This is a genomic window from Streptomyces sp. NPDC001920 (assembly GCF_053594495.1).
Genome location: NZ_JBSFEP010000014.1, coordinates 38,131 through 53,409 on the forward strand (window position 1 = coordinate 38,131; position 15,279 = coordinate 53,409).

Genomic DNA, 15,279 nt, shown 5'->3' on the forward strand with positions numbered 1-15,279 from the left:
ACTCCTCGCTGATGGGGCGCAGTTCACGGTAGAAGGTCTGCCGCTCTGGGTCGGCCGCGGCGAACCCGTCCGCGTCCTGCACCCCGGCGACCGCCGCCCCGAGGCTCAGCATGGAGTACGGCTGGCCTTCCGGCGCGAGGCGGCCTGATCACCCGGTGGCCCCGCACGTGCGCCCCGGCACAGGCTTGCGGTTCTGCCGGGGCGCACTGTGTCACTGTGGCTGGATCAGCGGGTGAAGGTCACCCGGTGCTCCTTGAGGGCTCCGCAGTTGGAGCCCGACACGTGCACGTAGTGGTTGTTGATGTGGCCGCCCCAGTCCACGCAGTGGCCCTTGCCGTAGACGTAGGTGGGTCCGGCGTACGAGGTGAAGCGCCCGTAGTCGTCGTCGTACTCGTCGGTGTCGGGGACGCCGACCCACGCGGACATCTCCACCGCGGTGCCCGGGTTGTTGCGGATGGTCGCCACACAGTTCTTGCCGTTGGCGGCGTTGTACGTCAGGTACACGGTGCCGAGCGTGCCGACGGGCACCGAGTTCACGGTCTTGTAGGCGCTGCCGCAGACCTTCTGCGGCGTGGTGTTGGGCGCTGCGGAGGCGGGCGCCGTCAGGGCGGCCGTGGTCCCCACCGTCAGGGCCGCCAACGCGGCAGTGGACAGGACAGAGCGCGCGTATCGCATATTTCCCCCTGGTACGTATTGGAGTTGGTTGCTCCTGCATGATGTGACCCGCGGGGCATGCGAATGGTTGTGCTCGGTTCTGTCGCTTCCTCGGCACCGCCGCCTCGGTACCAGGACCCCGACAGCGATCAACGTTCCTACCAGGCAGGCGAGTTGGACGCTCGCCGCCGTGGCCGCCCTCCGTGTCGCCGAGTCGCGCGGCCCACGACGGCGGCCACGCACCGCAGTCGGGTGGTCAGAGCCCGAACAGGGCAGGGTCCGACGCCAGTTCCTTGAAGATCTCGTCGGGACGGTCGACCAGCTTGCGCTCCTTGAGGTCGAGGATCCCGCCCACCGCGGTGATCTCGGCCGCCACCGTGCCGTCGGCCTTGCGGATGGTCTGCTCGATGCTGAACGTCTTGCCGCCGCCCCACACGAAGGCACACGTCACCTCGACCTCGTCGCCCGCGAGCAGCTCCCGCCTGTAGCGGATCGTCGTCTCCAGGGCCACCGGCCCCACGCCCTCGGAGATCAGACGGGTCTGGCTGATCCCGGCCGTCTGGAGCAGCGCCCAGCGGGCGTGTTCGGCGTAGTTCAGGTACACCGCCTGGTTGAGGTGTCCCTGCACATCCGTCTCGTAGCCACGGACGGTCACCGGAACGGAGAACGGCTCGGTCACGACTTCCCCTTCGCACTGGTTTTCACGGTCGGTCCGATCCTGACATGTGCCCTCTACATCCGTCGTGGGGATGCCAGCAGGTATCGCTCTCGTGTACGAGGGTCGGTGTGTTCACCGACCTGCCACCCGGCCCCTTCCAGCGTGGTGGCGCAGGCCCGCAGGCGTGTGCCGTCCGGGTCGTACACGGCGACCGCCTCCGGTTGCGGGGTGGCCCGCACCCGGTAGCCCTCCGCGGGGTCCCGCCCGGAAGGAGGGTGCCCGGCAGCCTCCAGGGCCAGCGCCGCGGCCTGCACCAGATGCGTACGCTCCCAGCCGCACGGCCGGTCCTGAGCCCCGTCCGCATGGGTCATCCGGCGCAGCTCCAGCAGGCCCTGCCAGGCGCTGTGCACCTCGCGGACGCGGGCGGCCCCCGCGGCCGGCGCGTCCTGCTCGCCGCCGACGCGCGCGGCGAACACCCCGGCGGCGCTGGTGGAAGCCGCCTCGGCGGGCTCGGGGCCCCGCGGCGCCGCCTCCCGTATCCGGTGCCCCGCCGGCGTCAGGAAGTGATCGTGCGGCGGCCGCGGGTGCCGGAAGGCGAGCCCTCGCCTCACCAGCGCCGCCAGCTGCGCCTCCGTACCCCTGAGACGTCCGGTGACGGGGTCGGCGGCGTCGATGACACGCCGCTGGGCTGCGGTCGGTGGCCTGGTCACGGCGTGTTCCTTCCCGGGCGCTCGGGCACTCGCCCTCTCTGCCGGGAAGGCTACGACGCGGCTCTGACAATCCCTCCGGCGACCAACGGCAGCCCCTGCTCCGTGCTCCCGCGGGACGGCGTGCCCCTGGGCGCGACCGGCCCCCCACGCACCCCTCGTGCGCGGCGCCCGCCCGCCCCTCACGGGGACCCAGAGACCCCGGAGCGCATCCGGACCTCCTCGTGGCCGTCCCCCGGGGATGCTCGGGGCCCAGGTGCGGCCTGCACCGTCAACCGGTGTGCCGTCGTACCGCTCGCGCCGGCTCTCGGCGGTCGTGGTCGCCTCGGGCCGGTCCGGCCGTTCGGCAGTCCGGGTGCGTCGGGACGCCGGGACGAAGGCGGCCCTGGCGTCGGCGCGGGTGGATCCACGGCGTCGGATGCCCAGCCTTGCGCCGCCTGGCCCGGCCGATGCCGGATCCGCCGGACGGTGTGGCTCCCGGCCCACCGTCATCGCCCGCTCCCGGCGGCCGGGCCGTCCCGTCTCAGCCCCCGGGAAGGCCCTGCACCGACGCCGCGAGCTGGCCGACGGCGACGACGAGCGGGGCCACCGGCTGGACGAACTCGTTCAGCCGGTCGAGCGCGCGCCGCAGGACGGTCGGCTGCGGTTCCTCCTCCTCAAGCTCCTCGCGCAGGCGGCGCAGTTCCCGGCTGGTGGCGTCGGGGTCGGCGAGCGCCGCGCGGTGCTCCTCCAGCAACCGTTCGACGACGGTCAGGAGCTCGGCGGTGCGTGCGGCCTGCTCGGGGTCCTGCGTCTGGAAGGAGACCGAGCCGGAGAACGCCCGGGCGCCGTCTCCCACGGCCTGGTTGCCCACGTAGTGGGTGCCGCCGCTGATCATGACGCCCTTGTTGACGGGAGGGTCCTGGCGCCCGTCGTCGTCGCGCATGATGAAGTCCTCTACTTGTCGGAGCCGCCGGCGGCGCTGAGCGCGGAGGAGCCGGACTGCTGCGGGATGTTCTGGTGGGCGGTCGCGCCCGAGCCGATCGCCTGGTTGCCGATGATGCTCATCCCGCCCTGCTGGATGAGCCCCTGGTTGAGGATGGTCTGCTGCTGGGTGCGGAAGTCGGCGATGTCGTAGCCGCGTTCGTCGAGGAACTCCCGGATGGCGGCGAGGGTGTGGCGCTCCACCAGGGAGGTGATCCGGCCGGCGTCCACGACCTGGAAGTAGTTGTGGTAGTCGGGGCTCAGCGCCATCTCCCGGATGCTCACCCGGGCGCCGTAGTCGTAGAGGGGGTCCTGCTCCATGGCCTTCAGTTCGTCCACCATGCGTCTGCTGTGCCGGGTCTCGAAGCGGGCGTGGCGCAGCGCCCGGAACGGCGCGCCGAGGAACGCCCCGCCGGTGCGGGCGAGGGCGGCCAGCAGCAGGCCGCGTCTGGCGTCGGGACCGAGGGGGCCGCGCAGCCGGTCCACGACGTGGTAGCCCGCGGCCACCGGGCCGAGCACGTGGTTGTCGCAGTGCAGGTGCAGTGTTCTGCCCGCGGTCGAGAAGTGCAGGAACACGCTCGGCACCACGTCCCCGCCCCACATCGGAACGTGCACCGCCAGATAGTGGCGGACGGTACCGGTCGGACGGACCATGATCCGTTCGACCTCCTCGGGTGACAGCCGTGCCGCCGGAGTGATGCTGCGGGCCCTGATGAACCGCTCGTCGTCACCGATCGTCGTGCCGCTCGCGAACACCCGGTCCTCGATGAGGAGGGAGCCGAGAGCCTCCTCGCCCGGTTCCGCGGCCCCGTCGGTGACACCGCGCGCGGCGACCGCCCGCAGCCGTGCCCGGACGTGGTCGACGAGTTCGGCGACCGTGAAGGCCTCCGGCTCGGCGGGCCGCGAGCGCCCTTTGACACGGTCCTCGGCGGGCAGGAGCGGCACCGCGAGCGACCACTTGGAGCTGGTCTCCGAATAGCCGACGAACGGGGTGTATCCGCTGTAGACGGTGACGTTGCCGGTCTGCGCCTCCTGGAGGGCCGCCAGACGCTCGGCCATCCACTTGCGCCGGGGGACGGAGGGACGGGGCTGCCCGGCGAAGGTGCCCCGGGTCATGGTGGTGCGCAGCAACCGGTCGATGTCGAGGTCGTGCCGCGCCACCGTCGCGTAGGCGAACGCCACCGCGGCGAGGGACGCGAGCACGGCCGGCACCCCGCCCAGGTAGGCGCCCAGCAGCCAGGCGACGAAGCCGGGTGCGGGCAGCGCCGAGAAGAGGAAGCCGAAGTAGAAACCGAGGAGCACCACGACCGCGCCCGTGACGGCAGTGCCCACCAGCACGCCGCTGCCGGGCTGGTGATGGCCGCGCGTGGCCAGGCTCGGCTGGGCGGCGGGGCGCCCGGTGAAGGACAGAAGCACCGCGACGTACAGCAGCCACAGCGGTGCGATCAGGGCCAGGGCGGCGAACGTCCCGGCCAGTCGCAGATCACGCCGGTGGCGCAGGTCCTGTGCCGTCAGGCAGTGGCGTGCCACCGCGACCAGGTCGACGTCGGGGGAGGGGGCCACGGCACTGGCCTCGTCGGCCAGCACCTCCTCCACCACCCGGTCGGCGAAACGTTCGTCCACATAGGCCGCGGCACACAGATAGCGGGTGACGTCACCCGGTGTGCTCCCGACCGGCATGCGTACCTGCGGGATCGTCATGCCGAGTCCTCCCTTGTTCCTCCTGGCCGGTGACGTCCTGGGGATGGCGACGGATTTCCGGACCCGCAGGCCGGGCAGCCCGACGGTCAGCAGCGCGAGGAGCGCGCCGACCGCGAGTCCGAAGACGAGTGCCGAGAGCGTGAGGTCCTTCAGCAGGGTGTCGGTGGCCACGACTTCCGCGTCGGAGGCGACGCTTTCGAGCAGGACCCACCGCAGCACGGCCTCGCACTCGGCCGCCAGCACGCCCACGGCGAGGCAGCGCGTCCAGCCCGCGCCGCGGCGCAGCAGGAGCCAGGCGAAGAGGGCGAGCCCGGCGAGGAGCGCCGCGACACAGGCATCGTCGATGACCAGGAAGGTCATGTTGGTGTACCGGTCGGAGGAGTACTCCCAGCCAGGGATCAGCGCCGCTTCGATGAGCATGCGCAAGGTCTCGCCGCCGGACATCTCGACGTAGAACTTCTCGATGTAGAAGTCCCAGACCCGCCGCTGCGCCCACGGGCTGCCTCCGGCGAGGACGAGCAGGAGCAGGAGGGTGACTCGGGCGCGTAAGTGTGGTGGCGAGCCGGACTCACTCCGAAGAGACAAGAACACCTGCCGGTTCCCCCATCCCCGACCCCACAGATCAGTGGCCGCACTCTACGGCATCCCCGTTCTGCGTGATCCCGAATCAGCGAACATCGAGAGCCCGGCCCGACCGGCCCGGGCCTACTGCCGGTACCCGCTGAGGAACCGTCCGATCCGCCCGATGGCCGCCTCCAGGTCGTCCGCGTACGGCAGGGTCAGGATCCGGAAGTGGTCGGGGGCCGGCCAGTTGAAGCCCGTGCCCTGCACCACCTGGATCTTCTCCCGCAGCAGCAGGTCCAGGACGAACTTCTCGTCGTCGTGGATCCGGTGCACCTTGGGGTCCAGACGCGGGAACGCGTACAGCGCGCCCTTCGGTTTCACGCACGACACGCCGGGGATCTCGTTGAGCTTCTCCCAGGCCACGTCGCGCTGTTCGTGCAGCCTGCCGCCCGGCGCGGTGAGGTCGGCGATGGACTGGCGGCCGCCGAGGGCGGCCTGGATGGCGTACTGCGCGGGAGCGTTGGCGCACAGCCGCATGGAGGCCAGCATCGTCAGGCCCTCCAGGTAGTCCTTGGCGTGCTGCTTCGGGCCGGTGACGACCAGCCAGCCGGAGCGGAAGCCCGCCACCCGGTACGTCTTCGACAGGCCGCAGAAGGTCAGGACGACCAGGTCGGGGGCGAGGGAGGCGGCCGAGTGGTGCACGGCGTCGTCGTAGAGGATCTGGTCGTAGATCTCGTCGGCGAACACCATCAGGCCGTGACGGCGGGCCAGGTCGAGGATGCCCTCGACGATCTCCCGGGGGTAGACCGCGCCGGTGGGGTTGTTCGGGTTGATGATGACCACGGCCCTGGTCCGGTCCGTGATCTTCGACGCCATGTCGTCCAGGTCCGGGTACCACTCGGCCTGCTCGTCGCAGAGGTAGTGCACGGCCTTGCCGCCGGCGAGGGTGGTCACCGCCGTCCACAGCGGGAAGTCCGGGGCGGGGATGAGGACTTCGTCGCCGTCCTCGACCAGTGCCTGGACGGCCATGGAGACCAGCTCGGACACGCCGTTGCCGAGGAAGACGTCGTCGACGTCGACCTCCAGTCCCAGCGTCTGGTACCGCTGGGCCACGGCCCGGCGGGCGGAGAGAACGCCGCGTGAGTCGGTGTAGCCGTGCGCCCGGGGCAGCATCCGGATCATGTCCTGGAGGATCTCCTCCGGCGCCTCGAAGCCGAACAGCGCGGGGTTGCCCGTGTTCAGGCGCAGCACGCTGTGGCCCGCCTCCTCCAGTGCGTTCGCGTGCTCGATCACGGGACCGCGGATCTCGTAACAGACCTCGCTCAGCTTGCTCGACTGCCGGAACTCCATGCGCGCTCGCCCCTCCGGTTTCGTGTGTTGCTTGGTTTTACCAAGTTCGAGCTTGGAAAGTCCAACAACTTGTCTACACTGCGTCGCATGCCACCTCGCCGAAGCTACGACCAGTACTGTTCCGCCGCCCGCGCGCTCGACCTGGTCGGCGACCGCTGGACCCTGCTGATCGTCCGGGAGCTGCTGGCCGGTCCGCGGCGCTACACCGACCTGCACGCCGACCTGCCGGGCGTCAGCACGGACGTACTCGCCTCCCGGCTGAAGGACATGGAGCGCGACGGCCTCGGCACCCGGCGCCGGCTGCCGCCGCCCGGGGCCGCCCACGTCTACGAACTCACCCCGCGAGGAAGGCAGTTGCTGCCGGTGCTCCAGGCGCTGGGGGAGTGGGGGCAGGCCGAACTCGGCGCACGGCGCCCCACCGACGCCGTGCGCGCACACTGGTTCGCGCTGCCCCTGCTGCGGTCGCTGCGGGACGCGTACGCGGGGGCGGGCCTGGTCGAAGTCCGGCTGGAGGAGGGCGATTTCCACCTGCACCTCGGCGCCGAGGACGGGCCGGTCTACGGGGACGGCCCCGCTCCGGAGGAACCCGACGTGCGGCTGGTGCTGGACTCGAAGACGTGCGAGGCGCTCGCGCGGGGGGAGTGGGGGGTCGTGGACGCCGTGCGGGACGGGCGGGTCGAGGTGACGGGGGACGGGGCGTTGGCCAAGGCGTTGCGGGAGAGCTGACGGGCCGCGTCGCTGTGTGAAGCGGGGCGGGGCGATGCCCGCCGTACGGGTGGTACGGCGGGAATCGCTGTCGCTCCGACGAGCCGTCAGGCTCCCGGCGGGACCCGCGCGGGCCGCCCCGAGCCCCGCGTCAGGGCGTACCCGCCGACTCCGGCGAGCGCGGCCAGCACCCCGCCGATCCCCGTCCACACCCATCGGTCGGACCACCAGCCGGACCCCCACCCACCGCTGGGTTCGAGACTCGCCGGCAGGGCCTGCTCGGTCGACTCCTCCTCGTCGCCCTCGGAGATGGCCCCGGCCCCCGGCACCAGCGGATGCGCCAGCGCCCCGTCCACCGCCGCCGCACCGCCGACGTCCGCGGAGCCGACCCGGACCTCGGCACCGACCGGCAGCCCCCGGTCGGAGGCCGGCAGGTTCACCACCGTCAGCCGGATGTAGTACGTGCCCGGCAGCGGATCAGCGGCCCACGGTTCCGACCAGGCACGGACGGTACGCAGGACGCAGGTCAGCGCCACGGAGGACGCGTCGGCCCCGGCGGTGCGCGTCTGCGCCCCGTACTGGCAGGCCTGGCGGCGCCGCAGGCCGTCGTACACGTCGATCTGCCAGGTCTCGGCGGCGTGGGTGTCCGGCAGCTTCACCGTCGCCTTCACGGTGGGACGCTGTCCGGCGTCGGCGGGGAACGACCAGTACAGGTAGTCACCCGTGGACGCGCTCGCCGTGGCCGTCTGCTCCTGCTCGATCTCGGTCGCCGTACGGAACGAGGTGCCCGCCTCGGTCGGCGCGCCGCCGTCCTGCGACGCGCTCGGTGACGGCGAGGAGTCGGCCGCCGCGGGGCCCGCCGCCAGCCCCAGCGTCAGCAGGGACGCGCTCAGCACTCGGGTGATCCGCATCAGTTGGTCCTCCAGACCGCGATCCGCCAGCGCGACAGCCAGCCCCAGACAAGACCGGTCAGGAAGCCGGTGAGGATCAGCGCGCCCAGCAGCCACCAGCCGCGCCCGAGGCCGAAGGAGGCCACGTCGCTCGATCCGTCCGGTCCCGGCACGACGTCGATGGTCACTTCCAGGGGCAGGCCGGGAGTGCTCTGCACGCCGGCCGCGGGTGAGAAGGAGTGGGTGACCTGGAGGCACACGGGCTCGGGCGGCAGCGCGCCGTCCCCGTCCTCCAGGTCGGCCCTCGGGTGGCGCAGCCCCGTGGAGATCACGTCGGTGCGGCCGTTGCCCGCCGCCTCACCGCGCACGATCTCCCGCCCGCGCTCGGTCACCGCCCGCAGCAGCAGCCCGTACGACGGGTCGACCGCGCGGTCGGCCGCGACGCTCACCGAGGCGCGCAGTTCGTGGCCGTCCGGAACGTTCACGCGGTACCAGCGCTGCTGCCCGAACTCCGCGCGGTCGGTGTACAGACCGGACTTCAGCACCGGCGCCTTCTCGCAGGTGCCGGTGCCCTCCACGGCCTGCGGAACGGCCACCGGATCGGCCGCCCGGTCCACCAACTGGTTGACCTTGTCAGCTAGTTCGTCGGTGTGCTCGACGGAGGTGAAGGTGCCGCCCGTCGCCTCGGCGATACAGCTCAGCTGCTGCCGCAGCTTGGTGTTCGGGACCAGGCCGAGCGTGTCGATGGTCAGGCCGATGCCCTTGGCGGCTATCTCCCGGGCCACCTCGCACGGGTCGAGCGGGGCGCAGGTGTCCTCGCCGTCGCTGATCAGCACGATGCGCTTGGAGCCCTCGCCGCCGTCCAGGTCCTCGGCCGCCTTCAGCAGGGCCGGGCCGATCGGCGTCCAGCCGGTGGGCGTGAGGGTGGCCACCGCCGCCTTGGCCTCGGTGCGGTCCAGCGGTCCGACCGGGTACAGCTGAGCGGTGTCCTTGCAGCCCGTCCTGCGGTCGTCGCCCGGGTAGTCGGCGCCCAGCGTGCGGATGCCGAGCTGGACCTCCTCGGGCGTGGCGTCCAGCACCTCGTTGAACGCCTGCTTCGCCGCGGCCATCCGCGACCGGCCGTCGATGTCCTTCGCCCGCATCGAACCGCTGACGTCGATCACGAGATCGACCTTCGGGGCGGTGGCGGTGGTCTCGTCGGCCATCGCTCCGGCCGGGAAGACCATCCCGGCCGTGAGCGCGGCGAGCAGGGCGAAGACCCGGGCCGCCGGCCGTAGTGTTCTGATCATCGGCGGATCTTATTGATCAGAGGCGGCTGGCTTCAAAACGAGGTCAGAACACCTCGGTCAGCAGCGGATTGGGCAGCTCCGCCCACTGGTCCCCGGGTGTGCCCGGCGACAGCCGCATCAGCGTCAACGCCTTCGTGGGCAGCGGCTCACCGAACAGAGCCGCTCGATCGGGAGTGCCCGGCAGATCCCGTACGACCGACTCCAGCGCCCCGCGCAGCGCCGCCCCCGAACCGGCCGTACCCGCCAGCGCCCCGGCCACCAGGGAGCCGAACAGCTTGCGGCGCAGGACCGTCACATCGTCCGTGAGGATCCGGCCGGTCAGCTCCGGCGCCGCGATGCCGTGCCGGGCCAGCCGTGCCGGGCTGATACGGATGTCGGCGAGGTCCCGGTAGACCAGACGCACCGGCGCGCCGCTCGCGGACAGCACCACGAGCAGGTTCTGGCCGTGCGCCTCCAGCGCGACCCCCAGCTCCAGCAGCCGCAGCCCCACGGTGAGGGCGAGACGCGTGAACTCGGCCAGCCAGCCGGCGGATGCGGGCAGCTCGGTGGTGGCGAGCGCGGCCACCGGCACGACTCGCTCCCCCGGGCCCGCGTACGCCTGCGGCGACTCCCGCAGCACCGCCGCCAGGTCGGGGGAGTGGGCCGTGGCGGCCCCCAGCGTGCGGGTGACGTGCAGCAGCCCGTCCATGCGGGCCGCCAGTGTCTGGGCGAACTCCGACAACGTGGCGGACAGGCCGACGGAGTACACCGAGATGTCCCGCACCGAGGACGTCAGCCGTGCGCTCAGCGCGGTCTTGACATGCGGCCCCTCGGTGAGGGCCAGCGTCCGCAGGGACATCAGCGGGTGTGCGGCGACCGTGCCGCCGTAGGAGTCTTTCGGGCGCTTGAGCACATGCTCGGCCTGCCAGGGATGCACCGGGACCAGCAGCCGCTCCCCGTCCCGCAGCTCACTGGGCCACCGACCCGTCACCAGGCACTCGTCCGCCCGCACCGGCACCGTTCCCAGCGTGACCACCGGCCGGTGCTCGGGCCCGTACGCCAGCTGCTCGGCGACCGAGAAGCCGGGCCGGGAGCGGCAGCCCGGGTGGAAGGGATGCCCGTCGACCACGCGCTGCTCCCACGCCCAGTCGATCAGCGGCCACTGCGCCCGGTGAGCGTCCTGCCCCGCCCGGGCCAGCGCCAGCGAGGCCGCACTGTGACCGAGTTCGGCCGCGAAGGACGTGCCGTGCGGTACGGCGAGGTCGGTCAGCAGCCCGGCCGGATCGTCGTACGACACCTCGTCGAGCCGGACCGCCCCGACGTACGCGGCGGTGGCGTACGGGTCGGCGTGCGGGCCGTGCAGCCGGCGGCCGTCGGCCAGACGCAGGGTGAGACCCTCCCGGCCCGGCGCACGCCCGGCGATCCAGGGCAGCGGCTCGTGTGCGAGGGCACGCCACAGACGGGTCAGCACGGCCGCCCGGGCCCCGGGGAGCTCGGCCGCGTACCGGGACGCGAGGTCGGGGCGGATGTCGGCCAGTTCGGCGGCGACCTCGGCCTCGGCGCTGGGGTGACGGTGCAAGGGCGAACTCCTCGGGTACGAGTAGGGCGTCGGGCAGGTGCCGACGACAGACATACTGATCGCCCTCCCGTAGATACGGACAGTAGAGAACGAGTGGATCGCGTGCACCTCAACCCCCCTTCCGTCGCCTGTGCCGACCCGGACCAGGACGTCGCGGCCCGTGCCGACGCCCACGCCGTCGCGCCCCTGCTCAACTGCTTCCTGCGTGAGGTGGCCGAGCCCCAGCCGGGCACGGACGGTCGGCGGGTCTACCGGCTGCCGGGCTCCGGCCGTCTGCTCCGGGTCCTCGGGGAGCGGCGGCCGGCCGAGCCGGAGGTGCGGGTGGCCGGTGCGTGGCAGCGCGTCGGCCACACGGATCTGATCAAACTCGTCGCCGACGAGCTGCGCCGGTACACCGGTGTCTCCAACCACGAACTGCCCGCGGAGATGATCGACAGCCGGGACGCGGTGGCGGCGCTGCTCACGGCACGCGCGCGTGCCACGCCCCCGGACGACCCGTACCAGCGCTCCGAGCAGTCCCTGCTCACCGGCCACCCCTACCACCCGGCCCCCAAGGCGCGCGGCGGCGGACCGGTCGCCTCCTGGCTTCCGTACGCCCCCGAGGCGCACGCCCGTTTCCCGCTGACACTGCTCGGCGTGCGCGCGGACGCGGTCGTCGAGGAGGGCGACACCGCCGCCCTGGACACCCTCGGCGAGGCCCCGCCCGGCTACCGGCTGCTGCCCGCCCACCCCTGGCAGCTCGGCCTCGTGGACCTCGCGCCGGCCTTCGCCGACGGACGGCTGATCCGGCTCGGCACGACCGGGTTCGGCACCTGGCCGACGGCGGCGATCCGCACGCTGTACGCCCCCGAGCGCGATCTGTTCCTGAAGTTCAGCCTCGATGTGCGGATCACGAACGACATCCGCCGGCTGTGGCGCCACGACCTGCTGAAAGTGCGCCGCACCGACACGGCGGCCACCGCGGCCTTCGCCGCCGGCCGCGCGGCCTGGCTGAGCGACCGCGGCTATCGCACCGCCGACTTCGCCTTCGAGGAACTCGCGGTCCTGGTCCGGGACGGGCTGCGCGGCCACCTGCTGCCGGGCGCGACCCCGCTGCTCGCCGCCGGGCTGGTCGAGGGCTTCGAGGGGAGCCCGCTCGACGGCGCCGCGGACCCGGCGCTGTGGTGGGAGGCGTACCTGGCCCAGGTCGTGCCGCCCGCCCTCGCGGCCTTCGCCGAGCACGGCGTCGTCGTCGAGGCACACCTGCAGAACACCCTGGTCGCCGTGGACGCCCAGGGTATGCCGGTGCAGGCCCTGTTCCGGGACGCCGAGGGCGTGAAGCTGCTGACCGACGTGGAGCGGGCGGCCGGCTGGGAACGGCTGGTGTACTGCCTGGTCGTCAACCACCTCGTGGAGATGGCCGGAGCCCTCGCCGAACGCCACCCGACGGTGGACGTCTGGGCCGCCGTACGCCGCGAACTGGCCCGCCACGACCTGCCCGAGATCGCCGGGCTGCTCACGGCCGCGACCCTCCCCGGCAAGACGAACCTGCTCCTGCGCTGGACGAACGCCGACGGGGCGGACGCCCGCTACCGGCCGCTGCCGAACCCCCTGGCCCGCCCCTGAGCCCACCGCGGTCCGGCGCCGCGCCGGAACCCGGCGGCCGCCCCTGCCCGCCGGCTCAGGCGCCCGTCGGGTGCCCCGCCCGGTCCAGCCGGCCCTGGCGGATCGGCTCGCTGACCTCGCGCAGGTACGAGGCCACCTCCCGGTAGGAGGCCCAGAACCCGACCTCGTGGTACGGCAGTCCGCGCTCCGCGCAGTACGCGCGGGTCAACTCCCTGGCACGGGGCAGGTTCTTCTGCGGCATCGCCGGGAACAGATGGTGCTCCACCTGGTAGTTGAGCCCGCCGTAGAGGAAGTCGACGTACCAGGAAGGGCGTATGTTCCGGGAGGTCAGCACCTGGCGCTCCAGCCAGTCCAGGCTCTCCGCCTCGCCGTCACGAACCTCCATGCCCTTGTGGTTCGGTGCGAAGAGCAGGCCGATGTACACGCCCATCGACATCTGCTGCACCAGGATGAAGCAGACCGCGAGCAGCGGCGACAGCACCATGAAGACGCAGGTCAGATAGACGGCCGCACGGGCGAGGATCAGCCCCGCCTCCAGCACCGGCCGCTTGCTGTTTCCCGCCGCGATCGAGCGCACCGCCGTCTTCTGCATCTTGAAGGCTTCCAGCACCAGCAGCACGAAGAAGAGCACCGCCTGGTGCCGCACGATGAAACGCTGCACGCCCCGGCGGGTGGCGTACTGCTTCACATGGAAGATCGCCGTCCGGCGGCCGATGTCGGGGTCGAGGCTCAGGTGGTTGGGATTGCTGTGGTGCTTGTTGTGGTGGTTGACCCACCACCCGTAGCTCACCCCGTTGACGAGGTTGGCGTGGAGGTAGCCCACCGCCGAGGCGGCCTTCTTGTTGCGGAACATGGCCTTGTGCCCGGCGTCGTGCCACATGAATCCGCTCTGGCCGCCGCACAGGCCCATCCACAGCGCCACGAGCAACTGCCACCAGGAGTCGCCGATCAGGAAGAAGGCCACCAGGCCGCCGACCAGGAGCGCGGTGTTCAGTGCCAGTCTGCCGGCGTAGTAGCGCGGATCGAGGTCCAGCAGCCCTTCGTCCTTCACCCGCTTCAGCAGTTCGGTGAAGGTGGCCGACGCTCCCATGGACTGTTGAGACATCTGTGCTGCTCTCCTCACCTGGTGTGCGACGCCGGGGCCGTCACGTCCGCAAGGGCGTCCAGGTCGCGCAGGGCGGTGTCCGCCTGCCGAGCGAGCCCTGCGTCGTCGGGTGCCTGGATGATCCGCATCAGGTAGTCGACCAGCGACAGCCTCATCGCGTCGAGGTCGCCCATGCCCTGATCCGCTGTGCTTTCCTCGTTCATGAAGGTCTCCTCAAAAGGCGTTGCAGGCACGGAAGACATGGGCGAAGGAGGCGAGGGACGCCTGACCGTCGAAGGCGATGTATTCGGGGATCGCCAGGTCCGGAGCCCATTTCTGCTTGTAGGCCAGTTGGGACCGCGCCGGATACAGCTGCTCGCCCTGCGCCCACAGACAGTGCATCAGCCACTGGAAGGATGGGCTGTGTCCGGGGAGTTCGTGCCGGGAGTCCAGCCCTGTGAAGGGCGTGAATCCGAAGTGGAGCCACTGGACGCCCTCGGACCGGAACTGCTCGATGGCATGGGCATTGATGGCCTCCATGAGCCCCGGTGAGCCGTCCGGAACGCGTCGGCTCAGATCGTGCATCCAGCCGGCCCGACTGCCGTAGACGGGGGAGTACGAGATGTAGGCGACCGGCGAGCCGTCGATGGTGCCGAGGAACAGGCGCCGGTGTTGCTGGAACTCGCCACCGACCTCGCCCACCAGGAATTGGAGCGGGCGGGCGTGCTCCCCTTTGGATCCCAGCCACGCCCCGTCGATCCGTGCCAGCGCGTCGTACCGGTCCTCGGCGGTCACTTCCTTGACCTGCAGGCCGCTGCGCAGGGCGCGGGAGATCTTGTTGCGCAGCTGCATGAAACGGGTGCCGCGCAGGGTGAAGTCGGCAAGTCCGACCGCCCACGACGCCCCGATCTGGTTGACGGTGAAGCCGGCTGCGGCGTAGCGCTCCGCGTCCGCGCGCTGCAACTGCACGCCGACCAGCCGAAGGCCACGGTCTCTGACGTGTTCGACGAACCGCTGCAGCAGCGGGCCGTAGGAGTCCGGACTCGCGAACGGCCCGCCGAACTGGACCACATGGCGGCCGGTGCGCCGATAGACGATCACACCCTCGGCGTCCGGGGCGGCGAAGACGTCGTTCCCTGCGTTGAGTGCCAGGAAGGAACTCGGATTCTCCGCGAGCGAATGCGTGCGGACCGCGCTCAGAACGGGATGGTCGGCAGCGGGTGCAGACATATGCACGCTCCCTTGTCGGAGAGACGGCGACGCCATGAGTAAAACACCGGTGCAGCTCCGAACGAAAGGGCTTCAAAAGGGTTTGATGAAACGTCAGTCATGCGTCAGGGGTGTATCAGGGAGGGTCTGTAGAGTCATTTCCGTGAACGGCTCGGGGGACCGGGCCGGGAGCGAGGAGAGGTGCCCGGAGTGGCTTATCGGGAACCTGAGCGCAGCTCATGGTTGGGTGTACGCCCACGCAGGTTCAAATCCTGCCCTCTCCGCCGTGCCGTGCCATGGACCAGAGTCCTGACAAATTACAGCGGAATGACGTCCCGAGTC

The 15,279-nt window shown here is 71.5% G+C and carries 14 protein-coding genes and 1 pseudogene; 3 read left to right on the forward strand and 12 right to left on the reverse strand.

Translation table 11 applies throughout. The features are described 5' to 3' along the window. Positions 1-225: 225 nt before the first annotated feature. The 6 genes from ACWCPI_RS24120 to ACWCPI_RS24145 form a co-directional block, all read right to left on the reverse strand. A complete protein-coding gene (locus ACWCPI_RS24120) occupies positions 226-675 on the reverse strand; it encodes a spore-associated protein (RefSeq protein ID WP_451040058.1) in 450 nt (149 codons plus the stop codon). Positions 676-910: 235 nt separating this feature from the next. Further along, positions 911-1,333: an acyl-CoA thioesterase gene (locus tag ACWCPI_RS24125; protein WP_451040059.1), complete on the reverse strand. Its 423-nt coding sequence runs from the start codon at positions 1,331-1,333 to the stop codon at positions 911-913. Between the two features lie 53 nt (positions 1,334-1,386). Beyond that, a complete protein-coding gene (locus tag ACWCPI_RS24130; RefSeq protein ID WP_451040060.1) occupies positions 1,387-2,022 on the reverse strand; it encodes a hypothetical protein in 636 nt (211 codons plus the stop codon). A gap of 520 nt (positions 2,023-2,542) precedes the next feature. Beyond that, entirely contained in the window at positions 2,543-2,944 is a 402-nt protein-coding gene (locus ACWCPI_RS24135; RefSeq protein WP_451040061.1) for a DUF5955 family protein, read from the reverse strand. Between the two features lie 11 nt (positions 2,945-2,955). Then, positions 2,956-5,274 (reverse strand): hypothetical protein, encoded by a 2,319-nt coding sequence (locus ACWCPI_RS24140; RefSeq protein WP_451040062.1) that lies wholly within the window; start codon positions 5,272-5,274, stop codon positions 2,956-2,958. Between the two features lie 114 nt (positions 5,275-5,388). Next, entirely contained in the window at positions 5,389-6,597 is a 1,209-nt protein-coding gene (locus ACWCPI_RS24145; protein ID WP_451040063.1) for a pyridoxal phosphate-dependent aminotransferase, read from the reverse strand. An 87-nt stretch (positions 6,598-6,684) separates the two neighbouring features. Here ACWCPI_RS24145 and ACWCPI_RS24150 point away from each other — a divergent pair, with 87 nt between their 5' ends. After that, positions 6,685-7,323, forward strand: a complete 639-nt coding sequence (locus ACWCPI_RS24150) for a winged helix-turn-helix transcriptional regulator (protein ID WP_451040064.1) — start codon at positions 6,685-6,687, stop codon at positions 7,321-7,323. An 86-nt stretch (positions 7,324-7,409) separates the two neighbouring features. Here ACWCPI_RS24150 and ACWCPI_RS24155 read toward each other — a convergent pair whose 3' ends face one another. From ACWCPI_RS24155 to ACWCPI_RS24165, 3 genes are read right to left on the reverse strand one after another with little or no spacing between them, the layout of a single operon-like run. Then, positions 7,410-8,213, reverse strand: coding sequence for a hypothetical protein (locus ACWCPI_RS24155; RefSeq protein ID WP_451040065.1), 804 nt, complete (start codon positions 8,211-8,213; stop codon positions 7,410-7,412). Next, positions 8,213-9,481, reverse strand: a complete 1,269-nt coding sequence (locus ACWCPI_RS24160) for a VWA domain-containing protein (RefSeq protein WP_451040066.1) — start codon at positions 9,479-9,481, stop codon at positions 8,213-8,215. The genes ACWCPI_RS24155 and ACWCPI_RS24160 overlap by 1 nt, the downstream gene beginning before the upstream one ends. Before the next feature lie 43 nt (positions 9,482-9,524). Beyond that, complete coding sequence (locus ACWCPI_RS24165; RefSeq protein ID WP_451040067.1) at positions 9,525-11,039, reverse strand: IucA/IucC family protein; 1,515 nt, start codon at positions 11,037-11,039, stop codon at positions 9,525-9,527. Positions 11,040-11,132: 93 nt separating this feature from the next. Here ACWCPI_RS24165 and ACWCPI_RS24170 point away from each other — a divergent pair, with 93 nt between their 5' ends. Continuing rightward, positions 11,133-12,644 carry an IucA/IucC family protein gene (locus ACWCPI_RS24170; RefSeq protein ID WP_451040068.1) on the forward strand — a complete coding sequence of 504 codons (1,512 nt, stop codon included), beginning with the start codon at positions 11,133-11,135 and terminating at the stop codon, positions 12,642-12,644. A gap of 55 nt (positions 12,645-12,699) precedes the next feature. Here ACWCPI_RS24170 and ACWCPI_RS24175 read toward each other — a convergent pair whose 3' ends face one another. From ACWCPI_RS24175 to ACWCPI_RS24185, 3 genes are read right to left on the reverse strand one after another with little or no spacing between them, the layout of a single operon-like run. Continuing rightward, entirely contained in the window at positions 12,700-13,749 is a 1,050-nt protein-coding gene (locus tag ACWCPI_RS24175; RefSeq protein ID WP_451040069.1) for a fatty acid desaturase family protein, read from the reverse strand. Between the two features lie 14 nt (positions 13,750-13,763). Beyond that, entirely contained in the window at positions 13,764-13,952 is a 189-nt protein-coding gene (locus ACWCPI_RS24180) for a hypothetical protein (RefSeq protein ID WP_451040070.1), read from the reverse strand. A 10-nt stretch (positions 13,953-13,962) separates the two neighbouring features. Continuing rightward, the gene (locus ACWCPI_RS24185) at positions 13,963-14,958 is read right to left on the reverse strand and encodes a DUF2156 domain-containing protein (RefSeq protein ID WP_451040071.1); all 996 of its coding nucleotides are present in this window, start codon (positions 14,956-14,958) and stop codon (positions 13,963-13,965) included. 174 nt (positions 14,959-15,132) lie between these two features. On the opposite strand from ACWCPI_RS24185, the pseudogene ACWCPI_RS24190 reads away from it, so the two are divergent. Further along, positions 15,133-15,221 (forward strand): annotated as a pseudogene (locus ACWCPI_RS24190). The last annotated feature ends 58 nt before the right edge of the window (positions 15,222-15,279 follow it).

Excerpts from the sequence above, each read along its gene's own strand:
- ACWCPI_RS24135 (WP_451040061.1), bottom strand. The coding sequence starts at position 2,944 with ATGCGCGACGACGACGGGCGCCAGGACCCTCCCGTCAACAAGGGCGTC.
- ACWCPI_RS24120 (WP_451040058.1), bottom strand. The coding sequence starts at position 675 with ATGCGATACGCGCGCTCTGTCCTGTCCACTGCCGCGTTGGCGGCCCTG.
- ACWCPI_RS24145 (WP_451040063.1), bottom strand. The coding sequence starts at position 6,597 with ATGGAGTTCCGGCAGTCGAGCAAGCTGAGCGAGGTCTGTTACGAGATC.
- ACWCPI_RS24155 (WP_451040065.1), bottom strand. The coding sequence starts at position 8,213 with ATGCGGATCACCCGAGTGCTGAGCGCGTCCCTGCTGACGCTGGGGCTG.
- ACWCPI_RS24175 (WP_451040069.1), bottom strand. The coding sequence starts at position 13,749 with ATGTCTCAACAGTCCATGGGAGCGTCGGCCACCTTCACCGAACTGCTG.
- ACWCPI_RS24180 (WP_451040070.1), bottom strand. The coding sequence starts at position 13,952 with ATGAACGAGGAAAGCACAGCGGATCAGGGCATGGGCGACCTCGACGCG.
- ACWCPI_RS24150 (WP_451040064.1), top strand. The coding sequence starts at position 6,685 with ATGCCACCTCGCCGAAGCTACGACCAGTACTGTTCCGCCGCCCGCGCG.
- ACWCPI_RS24160 (WP_451040066.1), bottom strand. The coding sequence starts at position 9,481 with ATGATCAGAACACTACGGCCGGCGGCCCGGGTCTTCGCCCTGCTCGCC.
- ACWCPI_RS24185 (WP_451040071.1), bottom strand. The coding sequence starts at position 14,958 with ATGTCTGCACCCGCTGCCGACCATCCCGTTCTGAGCGCGGTCCGCACG.